This window comes from Vibrio tapetis subsp. tapetis (genome assembly GCF_900233005.1).
Lineage (GTDB): Bacteria > Pseudomonadota > Gammaproteobacteria > Enterobacterales > Vibrionaceae > Vibrio > Vibrio tapetis.
Window position 1 is genome coordinate 1,664,645 of the sequence record NZ_LT960611.1, and the last position, 22,402, is coordinate 1,687,046.

A 22,402-nucleotide genomic window follows, 5' to 3' on the forward strand; every position below is an offset into this window, starting at 1 on the left:
GCCTTGAGTTTATGCTTCCGACGTTTGCTCGGATGTGGTGTCAGGCTTCCCCAGTTACTGCACTGGCTCCCTGTTAACAATGCCACCCTCAAGCACAATCTAGGTCTGATTGAGTATCGGGCTTCACGCTATTTTGCACGCTTACCCACCTAAATTGCCGAATCAGGTTCACTTTCGTTGTGTACTGTTAACTTCCTATCGCTTCCTTCAAACCCTGCCGTTGGCCAGCAACGCCCTTGCGATTCGGATTATCTTCCCCTCAATCAGGGTGATTTAGGCTTCTTTCAGCCTAATGGGTTTGCCAGCTTCGCTGGGCAAACAAAAAAAGGTCGCAATTTAAATTGCGACCTTTTTTGTTTTTAAAGCCAGAGTACAAAATTCGCTTTGCTCATTGGATTACAGAACGCTCGGAAGCTTCCTTCTAGAAACTAGAGCGCTTTGCTACTAGAGACTATAAAAGAAAAGAGCAACAGCGATGGGGCTATTGCTCTTCTACTTAGCTTTTAGTACTTAGCTTTTAGTACTTAGCTTTTAGTACTTAGCTTTTAGTACTCTAAACGTACGCTACTTTATCAATCTCGTAGTCTTTATCACCACCTGGGGTGCTGATAGAAACTTCGTCACCTTCAAGTTTGCCAATCAAACCACGAGCAATCGGTGAGCTTACTGAGATTTTGCCAGCGCGAATCTCTGCTTCGTCTTCACCAACAATTTGGTAAGTCACTTCTTTATCTGTATCGATATCGATCAACGTTACGGTGGTGCCAAAAATTACTTTGCCAGTATTTTCCATTTTGGTGACATCGATAACCTGAGCAACAGAGAGCTTGTATTCAATATCTCGGATCTGAGCTTCACATACACCCTGTTCTTCACGTGCTGCATGGTATTCAGCATTTTCTTTAAGGTCACCTAGCTCACGAGCTTCACCAATGGCTTGTGAAATAATAGGACGGCGCTTAATCAACACATCAAGTTCTTCACGTAGCTTTTCTTCGCCACGAGCAGTCATAGGGACTTTTTCCATTTTAAACCTCTAACGTAAAAGCGGGCAGAGTTAACCAATTAACTGGGCTTTTTGCTTTTAACTATCATTCAGACAATACAACCCCACCCCAATGGTATAAATCGGAGTAAAGGGAAATTTCAACATTTGTTCTAGTGTAATCAAACTAAACAAATAGGTCATCTAAAAACCTAGATCGGGATCACATTTCCTATCTAGTCAATGATTTATCCCATCAAACAGCAATACCTAAAAAAGATGTAAATTCACACAAAACAGCGAACTCATCTCAATTTCAACATAAAAAAACATAAAATATTTTTGTCATGAATAGTTCACAATAAAATACAAGCCTTTGTTTTTTAAGGTTATTAAATATAAAAACACACAATAAAACAGTGTGCAGTTATTATTTTTATATCATTTTACTACCTGAAGAGTGAACTTTAGGGGTACAACATAACCACCTTGAAATGCGAGAGACATCACGCAGTCCACTGCCACTGATATCATTCGCATCTATAAGTAGTGTAGGAACCACCCTCTACTGCTTGTTATGGACTATAAATTAGGACTTAGAAACCAATGAACAAGAAATTTATCGCTCTAGCAATCGCTGCTGCTGCAACAGCTACTGGCGCATCAGCTGCTGAAATCGCAAAAAACGACACTTCTTCTCTAGAAATGGGCGGCCGTGTTGAAGCACGTCTAGCAATCCAAGACGGTAACGTTGAAGACCAATCTCGCGTTCGTCTAAACTTCCTAGGCAAAACTCAAATCACTGACGGTCTATACGGTCTTGGTTTCTACGAAGGCGAATACAAAGCAACTAAATATGTTGATGCAACTGATTCAGCTGCTTCAAAACTGGCTAGCGACACCCTAGAGCATCGTTACATGTACACTGGTATCGGCGGTAACTTCGGTGAAGTAACTATGGGTACAGTTAAAGGTTCGCTACAAACTGTAACCGATTTCACTGATATCATGGCATATCATGGTAACAGTGCTGCAGCAAAATTAGATGTTGCAGATCGCCCTGATCGTTCAATTGCATACTCTGGTGAGTTCTCAGGTGTTGAACTACGTGCAAATTACGCATTTGCATCAGCTACTCGCGCAGATAACGACAAAAACACTCTAGCAAAAAGCGATGAGAACAATGGCTTCGCAGCTTCTGCTATCTACAACATTGGCGACACTGGCGCTCGTGTAACTGGTGCTTTCGCTAAGCAAGATGGCCTAGACGGAACTAAGAAAGTTGAAGCTCAAGAGTTCATGCTTGGTGCATCTTACACTATCAGCGACTTCTACTTCGCGGGTCTTTACACTAACGTAAATACCAAGAAAGAAGGCGTATCTGACGAAGCTAAAGTAAATGGTTACGAATTAGCAGCAGCTTACACTCTAGGCCAAGCTAAATTCACATCTACATACAACCGTGCAGAAATGGAATCAGGTTCTACTAAAGAAACTGGTGTAGATAACTTTGCTGTTGATGCATCTTACTTCTTCAACGCTAATTTCCGCACTTACGTATCTTACAACTTCAACCTTCTTAAAGAAGACAAAGTTGGTAAGTTCGCAGCACAAGACCAAGCTGTTCTTGGCCTACGTTACGACTTCTAATTTGGCTTTTAGCTAATAAAGAATCTCTAAACGCTCGCATCTGCGAGCGTTTTTTTATGCCTAAACAAAATGCTACGCAATTGCTATACTGAACGCTAACCCCAATCAACTGCCTATTTAGCAATGCGATTATTCCTATCACTTGTCACTCTTGTTAGCTTATCAACTGTACATTTCGCAAGCTTCGCCAATTCATCTAGCGATTTACTGCCCTATGGTGCCCGTGCCAGTTTAATCGTCGCAAATGAGAGCCAAATTTTCGTAGAGCAAGACAGCAAACAATTTTTTGCACCAGCAAGTACTCTAAAAGTAGTGACGGCTCTGGCGGCTAAACTTGAACTTGGTGATGATTATCGCTTTGAAACTCAAATAGAGCGTATTGGCTCAGAGTTAGTGGTTCGTTTTTCAGGCGACCCAACCTTAACCAACGCCCATTTGAATGCCTTACTAAAAACCATCAAGAAAAAAGGAATTGATAAGGTATCAAATATCTATTTAGATAACAGTGCCTTTAGCGGATATGAACGTGCCGTGGGTTGGCCATGGGATATTTTAGGGGTGTGCTACAGTGCGCCAGCCAGTGCCATTACGTTAGATCGCAATTGCGTTCAGGCATCGATTTCTTCTGCTTCGTCTAACAAAACCAAAACCTTTGTGCCCGCACATCAACCGATAACCGTTACCAGTGATGCCAGAAGTTTGTCTAGCCTTGATAAAAAAGCCCAGCAATGTGATTTGGAGTTAACCACTAGTAGTGGTAATCAGTATCACTTGTCGGGTTGCATGAGCCACAGAAATAAGCCTCTACCGCTCAAATTTGCTGTTCAAGACACGGTTGATTACACCCAACACGTTTTAACCCGTTTACTAAAAGAAAATCGGATCGAGTATTCAGGAAAAATCCTAACCAAGTCGGTGCCTAATCAGGGCGTGATCATGGCGAGTCACCAATCGGAACCGCTTAATAAATTACTCGACACCATGCTTAAACGTTCTGATAACTTGATAGCCGATAACCTAACCAAAACCTTAGGCCGTGAGTTTTTCTTTCAAGCAGGCAGCTTTGCCAATGGTACTGAAGCGATCAAGCAGATCATCTTCGCTAATACTGGCATCAACTTAGAGCATGCAAAACTTGCTGATGGTTCAGGCCTATCGCGTAACAACAGAATGACCGCCGACGATATGCAGAAAATTCTCAGTTACATTTGGCTGCACGATAAAAATTTAAACTTAATCGCGTCTCTACCTGTTTCTGGTGAAAGTGGCACTTTGAAATATAGAAAAAGTATGCGTAGCGCACCGATCAAAGGGCAAATCCAAGCAAAAAGTGGCTCGGTATACGGCAGCTACAATATGGCAGGCTACATATTGGATAAACAGAAACAGCCCACCGCCCTGTTTGTTCAATTTGTGGGTGACTATCATCCGGTGAAAAAAGACAGCGACAAAAAAGGCGAGTCACCAAATGTGCTCGCCCCTATCTATCAATTTGAACAACAATTTTATGCCAATGCGATTAAGCTAGACCAAGAAAGTGATTCACAACACTAAAGTAGATCCAAATTCCTGAGATATCGACAACCGACGCAAGTACTGGACTCACCAAAACGGCTGGGTCTAACTTGCAGGCTCTGGCCAAAATAGGCAGCAACCCACCGAGCGTCGTTGATATGGTTACTTGAATAAACAGCGCTACCGCAATCGCTAGTGCTATCACTTCTAGGTCAAAGCCACCGGTTGACGTATTTCCACTAAACAACATAATGCGCCCAGTCATAACCATGGCGATAACCAGCGCTAAGCAAAGAGCAATACGGCTTTCCTTCCAAAATACATCCAGCCATTGTCGTTTTTTCAGCTCTCCAGTGGCCAGTGCTCGTATCACCAAGGTTGCTGCTTGAGAGCCCGTATTGCCCCCTGCTGCCGCAATCACTGGCATATAAATAGCTAACAGCATTAATTGGCTTAACGTGTCTTCATATTGGGCAATAATAAGACCTGAGACTATTCCCAATAATGCGAGAGCAACAATCCACCCTACACGCTGGCGAAAATGCTCAAACACACTGGTCGATAAATAGCCTCGGCTAGTTTCCGCTTCTGAGTGAATAAATCCCAATTGCATTGCATAATGCCTTGCTCGCTTTGTATAGCCAGTTTGATCTAACTTAGTCAAAAACCACTGAACTTCGGCGATCGTGCACGAATGAAGAATGGCAACTGCCTCTTCAATAGGCATCACTGTTAACAGGTGAAGTTGAGTTTCTTGCTCGTATTGTGCAAACGCGCCGTGCGCTGCTCCTATTTCTTCTGCGGTGTACGCAGTAGTATTCATTACCGTCATGGCGAATCTCCCGATTAGCAATGGTGACGACCAATATAGGATCTGAAGTGCTAAGTGTTAAGTGTTAAGTGTTAAGCACAGCAAAGTACACAGATCTATAAGTAAGTAAAAGTATGGAGAAAAATACGAAGGGGATAATAGAATAGCATCCCTACCACTAAGGCAGGGGCAAAAGCGCCAATACCGAAGCGGTTATTTCTCTCCCCTCCTACTTGGGGGATGGTCGGTATTGTTCATTTAACGCTCCAAATGAGATGTACTGCTAAAATGCAGCGGGCAGATTATAGCCGAATTTTGATTTAAAACCAATGACCATAAGCCAAGAAAATGGGCAAAAAAATAGCTCCGCCATGCGGAGCTATTTTTTCATTCATAAGAAAAATAGACTTGTCTTATTTAATCGTAATACGTGCAAACTTGCGCTTACCAACTTGGTAAACAGCGGTGCCCGCTTCCGGTATAAGTTTGGTATCTTCGATCTTCGCGCCATCGATTTTCGCAGCGCCTTGACGGATCATGCGCATCGCATCTGAAGTTGAGCTGACCAAAGCCGCCTCTTTCAGTACGTTACCAATTGGTAAACCGGCTTCGAATTCGAATTCTGGCATTTCGTCTGGCATTGCGCCTTTTTGGAAACGGTTAATGAACTCTTGTTCTGCAGCATCAGCATCGGCTTCAGTATGGAAGCGAGCAATGATTTCTTTGGCGAGTAAAATCTTCACATCACGTGGGTTCTTACCAGCTTCAATGTCGGCTTTAAACTGAGCGACTTCTGCTAATGGGCGGAAAGACAACAGCTCGTAGTAGCTCCACATTAGCTCATCAGAAATAGACATGATTTTACCAAACATCTCGCTTGGTGCATCACTGATACCAATGTAGTTATGAGCAGATTTAGACATCTTCTTAACGCCATCTAAACCCACCAATAGCGGCATCATTAATACTGCTTGAGGTTTTTGACCTGCGGCTTTTTGTAGCTCTCGACCCATTAACAAGTTGAACTTCTGATCCGTACCACCAAGCTCTACATCACTCTTTAACGCTACAGAATCATGACCTTGAAGTAGCGGGTACATAAATTCATGGATGGCAATAGGTTGGCCACCAGCATAACGTTTTTTAAAGTCATCACGCTCAAGCATACGAGCAACCGTTTGGTTTGATGCAAGGCGAATCATGCCTTCAGCGCCTAATTCAGATAGCCACTCAGAGTTAAAACGAATCTCTGTTTTTGCTGGGTCTAAAATTTTAAAGACTTGCTCTTTATAGGTTTCGGCATTTCTAAGAACGTCTTCACGGCTTAGAGGTGGACGTGTGGTGTTTTTACCAGACGGATCACCAACCATAGCGGTAAAATCGCCAATCAAGAACGTCACTTCGTGGCCCAAATCTTGGAACTGACGAAGTTTATTGAAAATCACCGTGTGACCAAGGTGAATATCAGGCGCAGTTGGATCAGCACCCAATTTAATACGTAACGGACGACCTTCTTTTAATTTCGCGATCAGCTCTTCTTCAGGGATAAGCTCTTCTACACCGCGCTTAATTTCAGCCAGTGCTGCTTCAATACTCGCCATTCTTGTTCACTCCCACAGATTTGGCAAAAATATGACTTTGGGACAGTGTACTTGAATAGCACTCAGTTTTGAAACCAGTTAGACTCAGTAACTGTTATTTTTATCGTATTAATTGAGCGAATAGATCCAAATGTCGAAATTTGCCCGCCTTTCTCTGTTACACCGCATTCTGATTGGCTTCTTTACTGCTGTAATTGTCATCGCCATTTTTTTTCTTCCTGATGCGAAAGACTTAAGGCCCGAACAATCCGGTTTAGAAGTTGGTAAACTTTACCCGCTGACAATCAATGCAGAAGCACTCAACCCTGCAGGGACCATTGCACCGGTTTCTCTGATTCGTTGGGAGTCCCACAAAGTACAATCCGGTGAGAGTGCCGCACTATTATTTAATCGAATTGGCCTATCTGCTCGACTTCTTCACAACCTCATCACCAGTGAAAAAGAAATCAATCAGCAGCTGTCACGCTTACGTCCAGGCAACGTTCTTAAATTCGGATTTAACGAAAAAAATGAATTGGTTCAACTCAACCGTGTTATTAGTGAATTTGAAACCTTTCAAATAACCAAGACAGATTCAGGGTTTGAGTCAAAGACAGCAAAGAAAGAAGTCAACATTCAACTCAACTACGCTGAAGCAGAAATCACGTCAAACTTCTGGAATGCCAGTATTGTCGCTGGTCTAACCCCAAATCAGATTATGGAATTAGCCGGGATCTTTGGTTGGGATATCGATTTTGCCTTAGACATTCGTAAAGGCGATGCCTTTCAAGTTCTTTACGAAGAAAAAGTGGTTGAAGGTGAAAAAGTCGGTCGTGGTAATATTATCGCGGCCATCTTTACCAACCAAGGTGATACGTTCAAAGCGATTCGAGATAAAAAAACAGGCAACTACTTTGATCAAGACGGCAGAGCGATGAAAAAAGCCTTTTTACGCTCTCCAATTAACTTTCGTTATGTAAGTTCTAACTTTAATCCTCGTCGACTTCACCCAGTTACAGGACGAGTCAAGGCACACAGAGGAACCGACTATGTCGCTCCTGTTGGCACCCCGATATGGGCTGCCGGTGACGGTACAGTAGAAAAATCTGGCTACAATCGCTTTAACGGTAATTACGTATTTATTCGCCATAGCAACACGTACATTACTAAATACCTGCACATGACCAAGCGCTATGTCAAAACCGGACAAAGAGTAAAGCAAGGTCAAACTGTGGGGACATTAGGCGGTACAGGTCGTGTAACCGGCCCTCACCTCCACTACGAATTTTTGGTCAATGGCGTTCACAAGAACCCACGTACGGTAAAGCTTCCACAATCTAAATCGCTGAAGGGAAAAACAAAGCAAACCTTCATCGCGAACTCCATAATTAGGTTGGAGCAGCTAGAAAGATACAAGCAGCTACTAGAGCCGATGGAATTAAGTGCTAAAAGCTAAGTGCTAAGTGCTAAGTGCTAAGTGCTAAGTGCCGAAGGCTAAAGAAAAAAAGAGCCAGAGCGAGGTTATCTTCGGTCTGGCTTTTTATTTGGTTCGTAAGGAATCCGATTGGCCGACACTAACTAGGATCTTGGAAGGCTTTAAGTACTTTCTCTGCATCGAGATTATCTAGACCGTCCACATCTACGCAGCGTTCGCCGAGTAAGCCGTAACGTTCAATATTCGTGTGCGTGTACAAGCCAACACACTTCGCTCCGGCGGCATCCGCTAAGTGAAGCGGCCCTGTATCACAACAGATAAAGCCATCAAGCTCTTTAAGCACTGCCGCGAGATGACGCATGTCTTTTGACTGAAATGTTTTCATGTTTGGCTGCAGCGGTTGCTTTATGTCTGGACTCAATACTTCAATCCATTGAATCGACCGCTTAGATGCTTCATCAAACTTATCAACAATGCCTTGCCATGTTAGTTCATCGAGTTGCTTGTCGCCTCTTGCACCACGAAAATATGCCATAGTGATACCTTGGTGATCACCGCGAAGCTCCGTAGCAACGTTGATTCCTTGGGAGTGCTCTTTATCATTAAATGCCATGGTATGATCCGCAGGCAACTGAACATCCAACCCCATCCCCGTTAATACATCCAAACTCTCCAAGGCGGCATGGGCATGGCGGTTTACTGCTTTATTTGAGTGAGGTGAGGCAATATTGCGACGCGGGTTAAATTCAGCCACTTTGTTTTTAGCATTCATCAATGCAGACATCATGCTATCGCCAACGGATGCATAAGGTAGCAATACCAAATCATATTGATTAGTACGCAGTTTTCTCATACAAGAAATCCACTGCGATAAACCTTTGAAAGAGAAAAACGAATAATCCATCGCTTCAAACCCCATGTTAGCAAAGACACTACCTTGCCAAGGCTCATTAAGCAGTAAATCAATTCGGGCATCTGGATACTGCTTTCGTACTTCACGCAAAAATGGCAGCATGAAATACATGTTGCCGATACGCTTATTATTACGGATCACCAATATATGTTTAATCTCATCTTTCGGTAACACTGATGAAGACAAACTGCGTTTATTGTTTAAAAGCTTATAAAGTAAGGTTTCCAAACCGCCCATCTGGTCTCGGCGGTAACTGTCAAACTGGCGCAAGGCATTCCGTAAAGTCATAGTTCCGTATCATTCTTAGTTATAAAAAAACGCTTACTAAGAATCTATCTATTGATTCTTTAGCAAGCGTTCGATTCTAGCATACCTTACCGTTCAAGTTCGATTAGGAGCGGGGCTTATCCACCTCTAAAGCGATTTGAGGCTCTGGTGACTCATGCGTATCCGTATTTGATGCACTGGTTTTATCCTTTGGATCTCGGCCAAGCATCAACAAACATGGCGTAAGAACCAATGTCAGCACCGTGGCAAATGCCAAGCCACCCGCGATTGCCGTTGCTAATTGAGACCACCATTGTGTACTTGGCGCACCAAACTCAATTTTTTGATTGATCAAATCAATGTTCATTTCCAACACCATTGGCATCAATCCAAGAATGGTCGTGATGGTCGTTAACATAACGGGTCTTAAACGCTGAACCCCGGTTCGGAGTATGGCGTCTTGCTTAGCTAACCCTCGTTTACGCAGTTGGTTATACGTGTCAATCAAGACGATATTGTTATTCACCACTATTCCAGCTAAAGCGATGACACCAATACCTGACATCACGATACCGAAAGGCCTTTGGAAAATCAGTAACCCGGCAAACACACCCACCGTAGAAAACAAAACCGCACTCAAGATCAAAAATGCTTGGTAGAAGCTATTAAACTGCGTCACCAATATCAATGCCATTACGGCCAATGCGACCACAAAGGCATTCTGTAGGAAAGCCGATGAATTGGCCTGCTCTTCATTTTGACCTCTGATCTTAAATTCTACCGAAGATGGAAAGTCCATTTCAGCAAGCGCTTGCTCTATATTCGGGAGCTCTAGCGCTAAGTTGTATCCCTCTCTCATATCAGCCGTTATATTCAGCACCCGATGGCCGTCGATACGTTCAATAGCGTCTTGCTTTGGTGTTGGGCTAATTTCTGCAAAGTTGGTGATCGGAACAAGCCCCATTGGCGTTTTGACCCTTAACTGCTCAAATCTACCAATGTCACGCTTATCTTCTGGGTACCTAACTAAAATATCGACTTCTTCATTAGCGTCATCAGGTAAGTAGTCACCAATCTTCAAACCATTGGTAACAAATTGAACCGTATTACCCACAAGCGTTGCATCTGCTGCGAAACGAGAGGCATCATCACGGCGAATATCAATTTGCCAATCGATGCCTTCCTTGCTTGAAGTATCACTGACGTTGATAAGAGCCGGGTTATTATCAGCCCAATGCCTAACTAATTTAGTTGCTTGATCCAGTTCACTCGGGACTCGAGAAGACATTTCGATAACCAAATCATTTTCTACTGGAGGCCCTGCATCTGGGAACTTAAATTCGATTTCAACCCCAGCAAACTTATCCGTATCTTCACGAAGTTCTTCAATGATCTCTTTCACTTTACGGCGATACTGCCAATCCACAGGGGTGATCTGAATTTGGCCAATAACGTCTTTACCACCAGTACGAGTGTAAACACTATCGAACTCATCATGCCCCAATACCACTTGTTCGATATCACGCATGATGGCATCTTTTTCTTGAATTGAATGATCCCCATAAGAGCGTACTTTCACGGTAAAAAATGGCGGATCAACTTCAGGAAAGAACTCTGCTCCCAAACCAGCCTTACCATAGCCAACCCCAACAGCGACAGCTAAGGCAATAGCGCTGAATAGGATCTTAATTGGGTGGTGAATTGCAATAGCCAACGTTTGGTAATACAAGCGAGTTAAGCCCGTCGCTTGTTCAAATAGGCCATTATGTAAATCAACCATTTTGGCTTGGTTTTCTTTTGACACATTTTGTGGCTTGCCGATTAAACCGCCAAGCACCGGAACAAATAGTAATGCCATCACTAACGACGCGGTTAAGGTCGCGATCAACGTAAGCGGCAAAAACTTCATGAACTCCCCGGTTACGTCAGGCCAAAACAATAGCGGCGCAAATGCGGCAAGAGTCGTAGCAGTAGAGGCGGTAATAGGCCATGCCATTCGCTTAGCCGCGTCACGATAAGCTTGTTTCTTGTCTACCCCTTCTTGCATACGACGATCAGCAAATTCTGTCACTACGATCGCACCGTCCACTAACATGCCAACAGCCATGATTAACGAAAACAAAACCACAATATTGACCGTCATGCCAAATATCGACAGAACAAGTAAGCCAGTTAAGAATGAACCGGGTATGGAGATGCCCACTAAGAAAGCAGTGCGTGTGCCAAGAATAGCGATGATAACGATAACGACCAAAATAATGGCCGACAAGATGTTGTTTTGCAGATCATTTAGCATGATCTTAACGTCTTTCGACTCATCCTTGGTGTACTTAACTCGGAGGTTAGACGGCCAATCATCACGCAGTTGAGCTTGCGCCATCACCTCTTTCACCAGATCAACGGTTTCAATGATGTTTTCACCAGCCCGCTTCTTGATGTCTAAAATAACGGCGGACTCACCGTCAAGACGGGCAAAACTTTCTGGGTCTCGAAACGCGCGGCGCACCGTTGCGATATCAGCAAAGGTGATGACTTGCTTGCCTTCAACCTTAACCGGAAGCTCCAACACGTCTTTAAGAGAGTCAAACACCGAAGGGACTTTGACAGAAAATCGCCCGTAACCAGTATCAACATAACCGGCGGCGACGACCTTATTATTCAACGCGATCAGATTGTAAATATCCCCCTGATCTAAGCCATAGCTTTCCATCAATAATGGATCAACGATGATTTCAACCACATCGTCCCGATCACCGGCAATATCCACCTCTAATACTTGACGATAACTTTCTAATTTATCTCTGATTATGCGGCCAATTTGTACTATTGTTCGTTCAGGTACGGTGCCGTATAAAACAACAGAAAGAACGGGTTGTTCTGACGCTAACGTTACCTCATTGACCGTGGGTTCATCGCTATCTGCTGGCAATTTTGGCTTGGCAAGATCCACCGCATCACGAACATCGGACATGGCTTTGTTAAGGTCAACGCCCACATTAAACTCTAGCGTTACCGATGCATGGCCTTCTGAGGCCGTTGCACTCATCTCTTTAACCCCTTCAATAGAACGTAATTCTTGTTCTATTGGCCTAACTAAAAGTCGCTCTGCATCATCAGGAGATATCCCTTGGTGACCAACAGAGACATAAATAATCGGAATAGTAATATCTGGGCTAGATTCTTTAGGAATGGTCACATAGGTCATCACACCTGCAACCAATATAAGTATCAGTAAAGACATCATGGTACGCGAGCGGGACAGTGCCGCATCAATTATGCTGTACATAATGCCTCCTTACGGCTGATAAACGGCGTTGACCATATCACCACCACGAACAAAGCCTTGCCCAATGGTAATAATATCGACCTTATCGCCCAAGCCCGTTAACCAAACACCATCTTGTTCCGCTTTAACCAATTGGATTGCCACAAACGTAACTTTACTATCAAGCACCGTTTTGACTCCCAAGTTGCCTTCTTCATCAAGCGCAAGCATGGCAGGAGTAACTTTAACCGCCAATTGAGTGTCTAACATCAATGTGACTTCGGCACTAATACCGGCCGAGATTTTTTGGCCGTGGTTTGGAATTTCTATTTCAACTTTAAACGTATTGGTTGAAGGGGAAGAAACACGAGAAACATAACGCAACGTTCCATTGATTAGCTGACCAGTCACGAGGCGTATGTTCGCCACTTGATCCAATTCAAGCTGGCTAACATGTCGTTCACTGACGTCCGCTTCAATAACCAAAGTTTCCAAATCAATCAAGGTAGCAACCGGGTCGCCGACACCAACAAAATCACCGACTTCAACCGATAAGTCATCGATAAAACCAGAAAATGGCGCTTTAATTAAGGTGTGCGATAACATCAACTTGGCATTTTCTACATTCGCCTTTGCGTCAGTAAGAGCCGCCTGTGCGGTACTAAAAGCGACTTCACCTTGTAAGCCTCTTTTTTTCAAAGATTTAGCCGCCGTGTATTCTTTCTCTTTAACATTAAGTAGTGCTTTGGCTTTTTCTAGGCGAATGAGTAAGTCGCCTTTGTCTATCTGTGCTATTGGCTGGCCTTTATTGACTTTATTGCCCTTTTGAACCAATAAACCGGAAATACGACCCGCAATTTCGGCACCTAACGTTGCGTCACGGTTTGGCGCTGTTCGGCCGTATAAGTCGAGATTTTTTGCTGTTGCTTGAGAGGTAAACGTTTGAATCACCACGTTGGCCAGTGGCACATCTTGAGTTTGTTGAGATTGAGAAGGAGAGGTAGTGCTTTCTTCAGCTTGCAACATGCCTTGTCCAAGCCAGAGGCTTAACAGCAAAACAAGTATTAAAGAAACAAGCCAAGGTCGTTGCGAAAAAAAGCCACTGACGCGGAATAACGGCATAGTAAGTCCTTGTGTTATGGGGTTACCCAAAATTTAACGTCCTCGGAAACATCCTAATACCGAGACAATTCTAGCCTTATTGTAATTTTATCCTTTGCTGAATATCTGTTCGAAAGTGCTTATTTTTGTAAGTCGACTCTTACAAACAAGCATGATGGTAAGGCAAGTTGAAAGCTCTCGGTTAGCAGAGCTTTCAACATCTATAGATAGTTCTAATATTTGAGACTAGACGCTAAATGACGCGCCACAACCACAAGTTGTTGTCGCATTGGGGTTATTGACAAAAAAGCGTGAACCTTCAAGGCCTTCAGTGTAATCAACAATGCCGCCAACTAAATACTGTAAGCTCATTGGATCAACGACTAAAGTCACTTCATCTTTCACTATGGTCATATCGCCTTCGTTGACACTCTCGTCAAAGGTAAATCCATATTGAAAGCCGCTACAACCGCCACCCGTGATGTACACACGTAATTTAAGGTTTGGATTCTCTTCTTCTTCAATCAAAATCTTAACACGCGCCGCTGCCGTATCTGAAAATGACAATGGGATATTTACTTCGCTCACAACGACCTCTCTATTTATACTCATTCCCAAACATTTAGGATCAATCTTTGGTGATTTTATTTGTCTAATTACTCGAGATTATCTAGTACCTGAGTGAAACGTTCAAGTATTCACTGAAATAAAGTGCGAAGTGGGAAGTTCGAAGTACTAAGTGCTAAAAGCGAAGTAAAAGCGTAGAGCTTCTCACTTCGCTTTTAGTTCTTAGCTTTTGGCACTTCGCTTTTAGTACTTCGCTTTTAGTACTTCGCATTTAGTACCTCACTTTTAGCACTTCGCTTCTAATACTTCGCTTTTAGCACAATTTTTCTTTTCAATGGGTGCAAAATAGTTTCGGAGCGCTACAATGCGAGCGGACTAAAAAATCATAAAGGATACATCCATGACCAAATCTGCCGAGCTGTATCAAAAAGCCCAGCAAACTATTCCGGGCGGTGTTAACTCACCAGTACGTGCATTTAATGGTGTTGGCGGTTCTCCGCTATTCGTAGAGCGCGCTGATGGCCCGCTGATTTTTGATGCTGATGGTAAAGCGTACATCGACTATGTTGGTTCATGGGGCCCTATGATTTTGGGTCACAACCACGCGGTTATCCGTGAAGCGGTAATCGACGCAGCTCAACGTGGTTTAAGCTTTGGCGCCCCAACAGAGATGGAAATCGAGATGGCTCAACTGGTGTCTGAGCTAGTACCATCTATGGAGCAACTTCGCATGGTGAGCTCTGGCACAGAAGCGACCATGAGTGCAATACGTCTTGCACGCGGCTTTACTGGCCGTGACAAAATTCTTAAGTTCGAAGGTTGCTACCATGGCCATGCCGACAGCTTGCTGGTAAAAGCAGGCTCTGGCGCATTGACTCTTGGTCAGCCAAGCTCTCCAGGTGTTCCGGCAGACTTTGCTAAGCATACATTAACTGCAACGTTCAATAATCTTGAGTCCGTTCGTGAACTTTTTGCCGCTAACAAGGGTGAAATTGCTTGTATCATTGTAGAGCCTGTCGCGGGCAACATGAACTGTATCCCACCGGTAGAAGGCTTCCATGAAGGCCTACGCGAGATCTGCGATCAAGAAGGTGCACTGCTCATTTTTGATGAAGTAATGACAGGCTTTCGTGTTGCATTAGGTGGGGCTCAAGCACACTACAACATCAAGCCAGATCTAACCACACTAGGTAAAGTCATTGGCGGCGGCATGCCTGTCGGTGCTTTTGGTGGTCGTAAAGACGTGATGCAATACATTGCGCCTACAGGCCCAGTTTACCAAGCAGGTACGCTTTCAGGTAACCCTGTTGCAATGGCAGCAGGTTATGCTTGTTTGCAACTGTTGAAAGAAGAAGGCAATGAAAAGCGCTTGAACTCAAAAACAAAGCAACTTGCTAACGGCTTCAAAGAGCTTGCACAAAAGCACGGTATTCCGCTGCTGGTGCACCAAGTTGGTGGCATGTTTGGTTTCTTCTTTACGGATCAAGAAACCGTAACCTGTTATGACGACGTGGCAAAGTGCGACGTAGAGAAGTTCAAAAAATTCTTCCACTACATGCTTAAGCACGGTGTTTATCTAGCACCATCAGCATTTGAAGCTAGCTTTACTTCATTAGCACACGGTTCAAAAGAAATTGATGCGACTCTAGAAGCCGCTGACCGTTGTTTTGCAATGTTGGCACAAGAAAGCGAATAGCAATAAATGCCCCATAGCGTCTAAACACAAGGAGCCAGTTTTACTGGCTCTTTTCATATCTAATCCCCTGCAAAACAGTTTACCTGCAACCCTGCTATCGCTTTTGCCTATTGCCTATTGCCTATTGCCAATAAAAAACGACCAAAACGAATAAACAGACCATAATCACGCTAAACCAAGGTAACCTGATGCGTTTTTTGGTTTTTGAACACGACTTCTCACCACAACATGCCATCATCAACTCCAAACTATTGCGCCAAAACCTTACGTATCACCCCTATTTTATAGTCAACACGTATGGTAAATAAGATTCACTCTCAAGTATAACGGTTAATTATTTGATAAGCGTCTGTTTTATGTCCATTATATCCAGTAACTTATTATGCAGAGAACACTACCGTGCCAGAAAAATTAAAGTTAGCCTCCAGCCATTGGGTACTTGTGATTGCGTTACTTGCAGCAGCCTATGCGTGTTTTTTGCTGGTTGAACCTTATGTCAACTCAATCATTTTGGCTTTCATCATTTCACTATTGATGTTTCCGGTTCACGAATGGGTTGAAAACAAACTGCCAAACTACCGAAATACCGCGTCAGTTTTGTCTTGCTTATTCTTAGTGGTCATTATTGTTTTGCCATTACTCGCGGTATTTGCAGCGATAGTGCAGCAAGCGTCTTTGTTCTCTCAAAATGTGTATCACTGGGGCACGACTGGCGGAATGCAGGAAGCATTAAACCACCCTTTGATCTTGCAAGCATTTGACTTAATTAACGAGTACTTGCCTTTTGATGCAATACAACCACAAGAAATAGCACAAAAAGTGGCTGGCCTTATTTCAGGGTTTGGCACTCAGTTAGTCGCCATCAGCGCTAAGATCCTAGGGGATGCCACCGGGTTTATCGTCGATTTCTTCTTAATGCTGTTCGTGTTGTTTTTCTTACTTCGAGATCACGACAAAATCATTCTAGCAATCCGTCATATATTGCCATTATCACGCAGCCAAGAAGATCGCCTACTCGCCGAAGTAGAGCAAGTCTCTAAATCCGCGGTTCTAGGGTCCTTCCTTACCGCTATAGCCCAAGGCCTTGCGGGTGGCTTTGGCATGTGGCTAGCAGGTTTCCCAGGGTTATTCTGGGGCACGATGATGGGCTTTGCGTCATTCATCCCAGTGGTCGGCACCGCGCTCATTTGGATTCCAGCTACCGTCTTCTTGTTTATTAGTGGCGATACCACGTGGGGGATCTTCTTGCTTATTTGGAGTGTCGCGATCGTTGGCTCAATTGACAATGTATTAAGACCGCTTCTGATGCAAGGCAGTGCTGGTATGAATACCTTGATGATATTCTTCTCATTACTAGGGGGAATTCAACTGTTCGGCTTGATTGGTCTAATTTACGGCCCGCTTATCTTTGCGATTACTATGGTGTTGTTTAATATCTACGAGGAAGAATTTAACAGCTTCTTGAGCAAGCAAGATAACAACTGATCTTCGTTATAACGAGATAAAAACTTCAAGCAATGGGCGGATTATGCGAAAATCCGCCCATTGTTATTTTTACGAGCTCACTATGTCTTCTTATACCGCGCCAAGCCAAATAGCCCAACGACAACTCGCTTACTTTGCCGATAAACACGTTCTTGTGGCTGGAGAGGCTGAAGACCTATTTCCTATTGAATTAGCCAAGCACTGTCTGTCCGTTGAGGTTTTTACCACTCATTACGGCTACTACCGACAGCTTAAAGATAACGACACGGTGACCACTCATTTTGGTGCCGAGTTGACTTCAGATACTCAAGCGAACATGGTGCTACTGTATTGGCCAAAAGCGAAAGCCGAAGTCGAATACTTACTCACCATGCTAATGAGCAAACTTGGCCCAGACACCGAAATTTGTGTGATTGGCGAGAACCGTTCAGGCGTTAAAAGCATAGAGAAAATGTTCAAACCATTTGGCCTGATAAAAAAATATGACTCTGCACGACGTTGTTCTTTTTACTGGGGGCAATGCACCGAACAAGTGGCTCCGTTTGTTCTGCAAGATTGGTTTAAAACCTATTCTTTAAACGTCGATCAAACAGCCGTAACGATTAAGAGCTTACCTGGTGTATTCAGCCATGGTGAATTTGATGTCGGCAGCCAATTGCTCATCGACAATTTGCCCAAACTCAAAGGAAAAGTGCTCGATTTTGGCTGTGGAGCCAGCGTTCTTGGTACCATCATGTTACTGAAAAACCCAGATATCCATTTAGACATGTGTGATATCAGTGCGTTAGCGGTTGCTTCTAGTCAAGAAACGTTAAAAGCCAACGACCTAACTGGTCATGTTTTCGCTAGTGACGTCTATTCAGATACGCAAAGTGACTATCAGTTCATTATCAGTAATCCTCCGTTTCATTCTGGACTAGACACCAGCTACAACGCCACTGAAACGCTGTTAGCAAAAGCACCAAGCAAACTCAATCGTAACGGCGAATTAGTCATTGTTGCCAATAGCTTTTTGCGTTACCCGCCGATCATTGAGCAAGCATTCGGTCACTGTAATGTAAACGCCAAAACCACCAAGTTTGCCATTTATCACGCCTCAAAATAAGATCGTCCAAATCATCAGAGCCCAGCCTAAATGGGCTCTATAACTCCTTTAAAAGTACTATTTTTGCGCCCTTACCCACGAAATACTCCCCACTTACTTGATTAAGAAAAAAAACATCGTATAAACGTTAAAAACGTCAATTTATTCATTTTTCTTAGCCTTCGAAATTAACGAGACAAGCTAGGACAACGGCCAATTTAACGCAGTTATCTATGATACGATTTCATCGAAAGCAAAAATTCAAACGCCTACAACACACCTTAATGGTCGCATTCTTGGCGCTCAGCATTATCCCATTAACCGTTATCGCACTCTTTTTTCTCCAGTCTCACAGTAAAGACTTACAAGAACAAAGTACCTCACACCTGATCTCGGTTAGAGATTCGAAAAAGCAGCAACTGCAAGATTACTTTCAAGCAAAAGAATCTGAAACCATGGGATTTGTACGCTCCGAACTTGCCTACGCAAGTGGTGGACGATTCTATGGATTGGTCAGCGCATTTAGAGACTTGGGCGCAGACCTTGATAAAGCACGTCAACACGCTCAGCAACGTTATATCAAGGGTTCTGGAAATCAAATAAGGACTTCTATTTTAAGAGAGTCGAGTGATTTTGCAGGAAGTGAACGTTATCGCCTTTTGCATAAACGTTATCACTGGGGCTATTTAGAACTTCTTAAACGTTCGGATTTTGATGACATTCTTTTGGTTGATCTAGAAGGCAACGTTACCTATTCAGTCAACAAATACGATAATTTTGGTACCAACCTACTGACTGGTCGCTATAAGCACAGCAATTTAGGCAAAACTTTTGCCCATATTCAAAACCTCATGGAACAAGCTGGCCCAGATAGCGATGAAATCCCGACCGTTTTTTCCGACTTCACCCTAGAAGGTAACGAACACGTAGCTTGGTTTGCCGCGCCAATCTTGCAGCAAGGTTATTTACACAGCTATGCGATTTTGCGACTACCAAGCACTAAATTATTAAAACTGTTCAAAGACAATACGGAATCTAACTCCATCAAAAGCTTGCTGGTTGGTGATGATAACCAGCCTCGGTTGTTGAACTTGTCTCAAGATGATGTCATTGCTAGCCAAAAAATCATCGATATTGCATTAAAAGGCCAAACCTCAGTGAAGAGCTTTGACAATGCACATGGTGAACGAGTCATCGCCGCTTATACTCCGATTCAAGTGCGGGATCTTCGCTGGGCATTAGTCACTGAGTTACCAGAAAAGCAAGCTTACGCTCGCATCCACCAACTAGAAAAATTGTTTGCTGTGGCCATGCTGATTGCCATTATATTGGTATTTATCTGCTCTCATTATCTTTCTAACTTCATCACCTCGCCACTACTAAAACTCACTTGGTCCGCGGAACGAGTGTCGGCTGGTGACCTCGAAGAAGATATGTTTACCACAAGCAGGAAAGACGAAATTGGACGCTTAGCGGTGAGCTTTGAGCGAATGCAGCGCTCTATTCGCGATAAAATTCAAACAATTGGTAAACAAAACGAAGAATTAGAGCAAAACCTCACCATCATTTCTCAACAAAATGATGAACTCCACTTAGCCAATAAGCTCAAAGATGAATTTCTTGCGACTACCTCCCATGAGCTTCGCACTCCCTTACATGGCATGATTGGTATCGCAGAAGCCCTTATTTCAGGTGCAAATGGCACGATTCCCGCAAATCAAAGGCATCAGTTAGAAATCATCATCAACAGCGGCCAACGATTAGCAACGCTCGTTGATGACTTACTGGATTATCATAAGATGCGCTATGGCAGTTTAGATATCCAAACCAATGCCGTGAACCTTTCAGGCGCGACGCGATTAGTGCTGGAGTTATCACAGCACCTAATCGGTAATAAGCCTCTGCGTATTATTAATCAGGTGCCTACAGAGCTTCCGTTGGTGAGCGCCGATCCACAGCGTTTAGAGCAAGTCCTATACAACCTCATTGGTAACGCCATTAAGTACACCAGCGAGGGTAAAATCGTTATCTCTGCCACCATTTTAGATGACGCCATTCGAATTCAAGTGGTTGATACCGGCCAAGGTATCCCCGCAGAACAGCTGGATCATATATTCGAACCTCTCATCCAAGCAGGTCAGGACTCCAACCGCTATCGTCAGGGATCTGGTTTATGGCTTTCAATCAGCCGCCAATTGGTTGAGTTAATGGGCGGAACCTTGTATGTAAGTAGCCAACCGCTTGTTGGAACAACATTCAGTTTTTCATTGCCACTGGCGAACGAAGAAGAAATTGCAACTTCACAAGTTCAAAATACCGCAAATCACTTTCAAGCCCCAGAGCAAAACGACTCTAACCTTGGCGACAATAATGCGCTGCCTGACAACCCGGATGGCCCACTGCTGATTGTGGCTGATGACGAGCCCGTAAATCTTCAAATCCTTGACAGTTTCTTGAGAATGGAAGGCTATCGAGTTAAAACAGCACAAGACGGCCCTGAAGCTCTTGAGTTGGTCATGTCAGAGAAACCTGAACTGCTCTTACTCGATGTTATGATGCCAGGAATGAGTGGTTACCAGGTCTGTGAACAACTAAGGCAAAGCTACGATCATGCTGAATTGCCCGTCATTATGCTGACAGCACTTAGTCAGACTAACGATCGAGTTAAAGGCTTCGATTCAGGCGCTAACGACTATCTGACGAAGCCATTTAATAAGTTAGAACTGGCATCTCGCATCAAGGCTCACCTCGCGGCAAGCAAAGCTGAACAAAGGCGACTAGAAAACCAACAACTGCAACAAGAACTTAAGCAAAGAGAAGTCGTCGAAGCGAACTTACTGGAAACACAAGGCCGTTTATTGGAGCAGTTAGAATCTGCTCCTGAAGCGATAATTTGCATTAATGAAGACGGACGCATTCGCTTTGCCAACGATTCTGCAGCCAAATTATTCAAGCGTTCGTCAGAGCAATTGAAACGCAGTCAGGCGGAAGAAATCATTGCTCCAAAATACCTTAACCTTAATGACGTGCATTATTGTGGCGACATTGATATTTATGTTGGCGACAAACGAGAGCATATATCCAGCGATATCCTGCTGCTTCCTAAAGGTTCAGGCCTACGCTCTATGTATATATTTAATGTAGGTGGTGGCGCCAATACGGTACGAGTCAATAACTTAGAAACCGCAGTCGAAGCGCTTTCTAGTTATGCTTTTGAAGGTGACAAAGCAAAATTGCAACAACTTAAGGAGTTAGGCGGTGAGTTTACCCGCATAGCCGACAAGGTATCTGGACAAGGTGGTGATAAACAAGAACTGATGCGCGAGATACTGGTTGATGCAATGACTACCGCTATCGACTACTGGGAAACAGACAGTGGTCAAAGTAAGTTTGCTTTTGCTGAACAAAGTGGCTTGTGGCGCGTTTATCTAGACCGTAGCACACTGCAAACCCGTACATTAGATAAATACTTACGCAAAGAAACCCTACCTAAGACTCCTCGTTGGCGTACTGTGCTCAATTCTATGGATTACATCCTTGAGCATTGTAATAGCGCAACCCAACAACGTGCTCATTTAGAGGTTCTGAGAAATAAGATACAAAAGCTGCTTACCAGTTAGTATCCCATGAATGCTTAGTTAGCATAGCCCACCAGCTCGTTGGTGGGCTTTTTTGTGGGTTCGTTAAGCCTCCCCCCATTATTCTCTTCTCACCAATGACAGTCCGAATAACAACGCCGCAATCAGCTTTCTCAATGCACATGAACGACCTCATGATAATGATGACTATAACCACTGTAAAACAAACAGCAAGCTCGTCGGCGAGCAGCCATTAAACGTTATTTATTTCCGTTAATTAAGCGGCGTATCCAACCATTATTTCAAATGAAAATCGAATAAATTAAGCGAACACTCACTCAAAAACCGATCAAGTTCATCGTATTGAGAACCCAGTCACAACAATTTGTCAGTATTAATTTTTCATGTGAATTTGACGAGAAATAACGACTTTGAACTGGATCACCTATAAAAAAACATGACAAAAAGGC

Annotated in this window: 14 protein-coding genes; 7 read left to right on the forward strand and 7 right to left on the reverse strand. The window is 43.6% G+C overall.

Features of this window, described 5'->3' with window-relative positions:
* Window positions 1-553 precede the first annotated feature (553 nt).
* Complete coding sequence (gene greA / locus VTAP4600_RS07450) at window positions 554-1,027, reverse strand: transcription elongation factor GreA (RefSeq protein WP_102522215.1); 474 nt, start codon at window positions 1,025-1,027, stop codon at window positions 554-556.
* Window positions 1,028-1,591: 564 nt separating this feature from the next.
* Here greA and VTAP4600_RS07455 point away from each other — a divergent pair.
* Window positions 1,592-2,635 (forward strand): porin, encoded by a 1,044-nt coding sequence (locus VTAP4600_RS07455; protein ID WP_102522216.1) that lies wholly within the window; start codon window positions 1,592-1,594, stop codon window positions 2,633-2,635.
* Window positions 2,636-2,758: 123 nt separating this feature from the next.
* Window positions 2,759-4,189, forward strand: coding sequence for a serine-type D-Ala-D-Ala carboxypeptidase (gene dacB, locus VTAP4600_RS07460; RefSeq protein ID WP_102522217.1), 1,431 nt, complete (start codon window positions 2,759-2,761; stop codon window positions 4,187-4,189).
* Here dacB and VTAP4600_RS07465 read toward each other — a convergent pair.
* Both VTAP4600_RS07465 and tyrS read right to left on the reverse strand, forming a co-directional pair.
* A complete protein-coding gene (locus VTAP4600_RS07465; protein ID WP_102522218.1) occupies window positions 4,155-4,982 on the reverse strand; it encodes a magnesium transporter in 828 nt (275 codons plus the stop codon). The two genes, dacB and VTAP4600_RS07465, sit on opposite strands and share 35 nt — an antisense overlap.
* A 392-nt stretch (window positions 4,983-5,374) precedes the next feature.
* The gene (gene tyrS / locus VTAP4600_RS07470; protein WP_102522219.1) at window positions 5,375-6,562 is read right to left on the reverse strand and encodes a tyrosine--tRNA ligase; all 1,188 of its coding nucleotides are present in this window, start codon (window positions 6,560-6,562) and stop codon (window positions 5,375-5,377) included.
* 130 nt (window positions 6,563-6,692) lie between these two features.
* On the opposite strand from tyrS, the gene VTAP4600_RS07475 reads away from it, so the two are divergent.
* Entirely contained in the window at window positions 6,693-7,997 is a 1,305-nt protein-coding gene (locus tag VTAP4600_RS07475) for a peptidoglycan DD-endopeptidase ShyC (RefSeq protein WP_102522220.1), read from the forward strand.
* Window positions 7,998-8,115: 118 nt separating this feature from the next.
* Here the strand turns inward: VTAP4600_RS07475 and VTAP4600_RS07480 are convergent, their stop codons facing one another.
* From VTAP4600_RS07480 to erpA, 4 genes are all read right to left on the reverse strand, one after another.
* Window positions 8,116-9,177: a glycosyltransferase family 9 protein gene (locus VTAP4600_RS07480; RefSeq protein ID WP_102522221.1), complete on the reverse strand. Its 1,062-nt coding sequence runs from the start codon at window positions 9,175-9,177 to the stop codon at window positions 8,116-8,118.
* A 103-nt stretch (window positions 9,178-9,280) separates the two neighbouring features.
* Complete coding sequence (locus VTAP4600_RS07485; RefSeq protein ID WP_102522222.1) at window positions 9,281-12,442, reverse strand: efflux RND transporter permease subunit; 3,162 nt, start codon at window positions 12,440-12,442, stop codon at window positions 9,281-9,283.
* A gap of 9 nt (window positions 12,443-12,451) precedes the next feature.
* Entirely contained in the window at window positions 12,452-13,543 is a 1,092-nt protein-coding gene (locus VTAP4600_RS07490; RefSeq protein WP_102522223.1) for an efflux RND transporter periplasmic adaptor subunit, read from the reverse strand.
* A 225-nt stretch (window positions 13,544-13,768) separates the two neighbouring features.
* Window positions 13,769-14,110: an iron-sulfur cluster insertion protein ErpA gene (gene erpA / locus VTAP4600_RS07495; protein WP_102522224.1), complete on the reverse strand. Its 342-nt coding sequence runs from the start codon at window positions 14,108-14,110 to the stop codon at window positions 13,769-13,771.
* A 379-nt stretch (window positions 14,111-14,489) separates the two neighbouring features.
* Here erpA and hemL point away from each other — a divergent pair, with 379 nt between their 5' ends.
* The 4 genes from hemL to VTAP4600_RS07515 all read left to right on the forward strand — a co-directional run bounded on the left by hemL (window position 14,490) and on the right by VTAP4600_RS07515 (window position 21,974).
* On the forward strand, window positions 14,490-15,785 hold the full coding sequence (hemL, locus tag VTAP4600_RS07500; RefSeq protein WP_102522225.1) for a glutamate-1-semialdehyde 2,1-aminomutase: 1,296 nt from the start codon (window positions 14,490-14,492) through the stop codon (window positions 15,783-15,785).
* A gap of 399 nt (window positions 15,786-16,184) precedes the next feature.
* A complete protein-coding gene (locus VTAP4600_RS07505) occupies window positions 16,185-17,270 on the forward strand; it encodes an AI-2E family transporter (RefSeq protein WP_102522226.1) in 1,086 nt (361 codons plus the stop codon).
* Between the two features lie 82 nt (window positions 17,271-17,352).
* Entirely contained in the window at window positions 17,353-18,375 is a 1,023-nt protein-coding gene (rsmC, locus tag VTAP4600_RS07510) for a 16S rRNA (guanine(1207)-N(2))-methyltransferase RsmC (RefSeq protein ID WP_102522227.1), read from the forward strand.
* A gap of 212 nt (window positions 18,376-18,587) precedes the next feature.
* Window positions 18,588-21,974, forward strand: coding sequence for a response regulator (locus VTAP4600_RS07515; RefSeq protein WP_102522228.1), 3,387 nt, complete (start codon window positions 18,588-18,590; stop codon window positions 21,972-21,974).
* The last annotated feature ends 428 nt before the right edge of the window (window positions 21,975-22,402 follow it).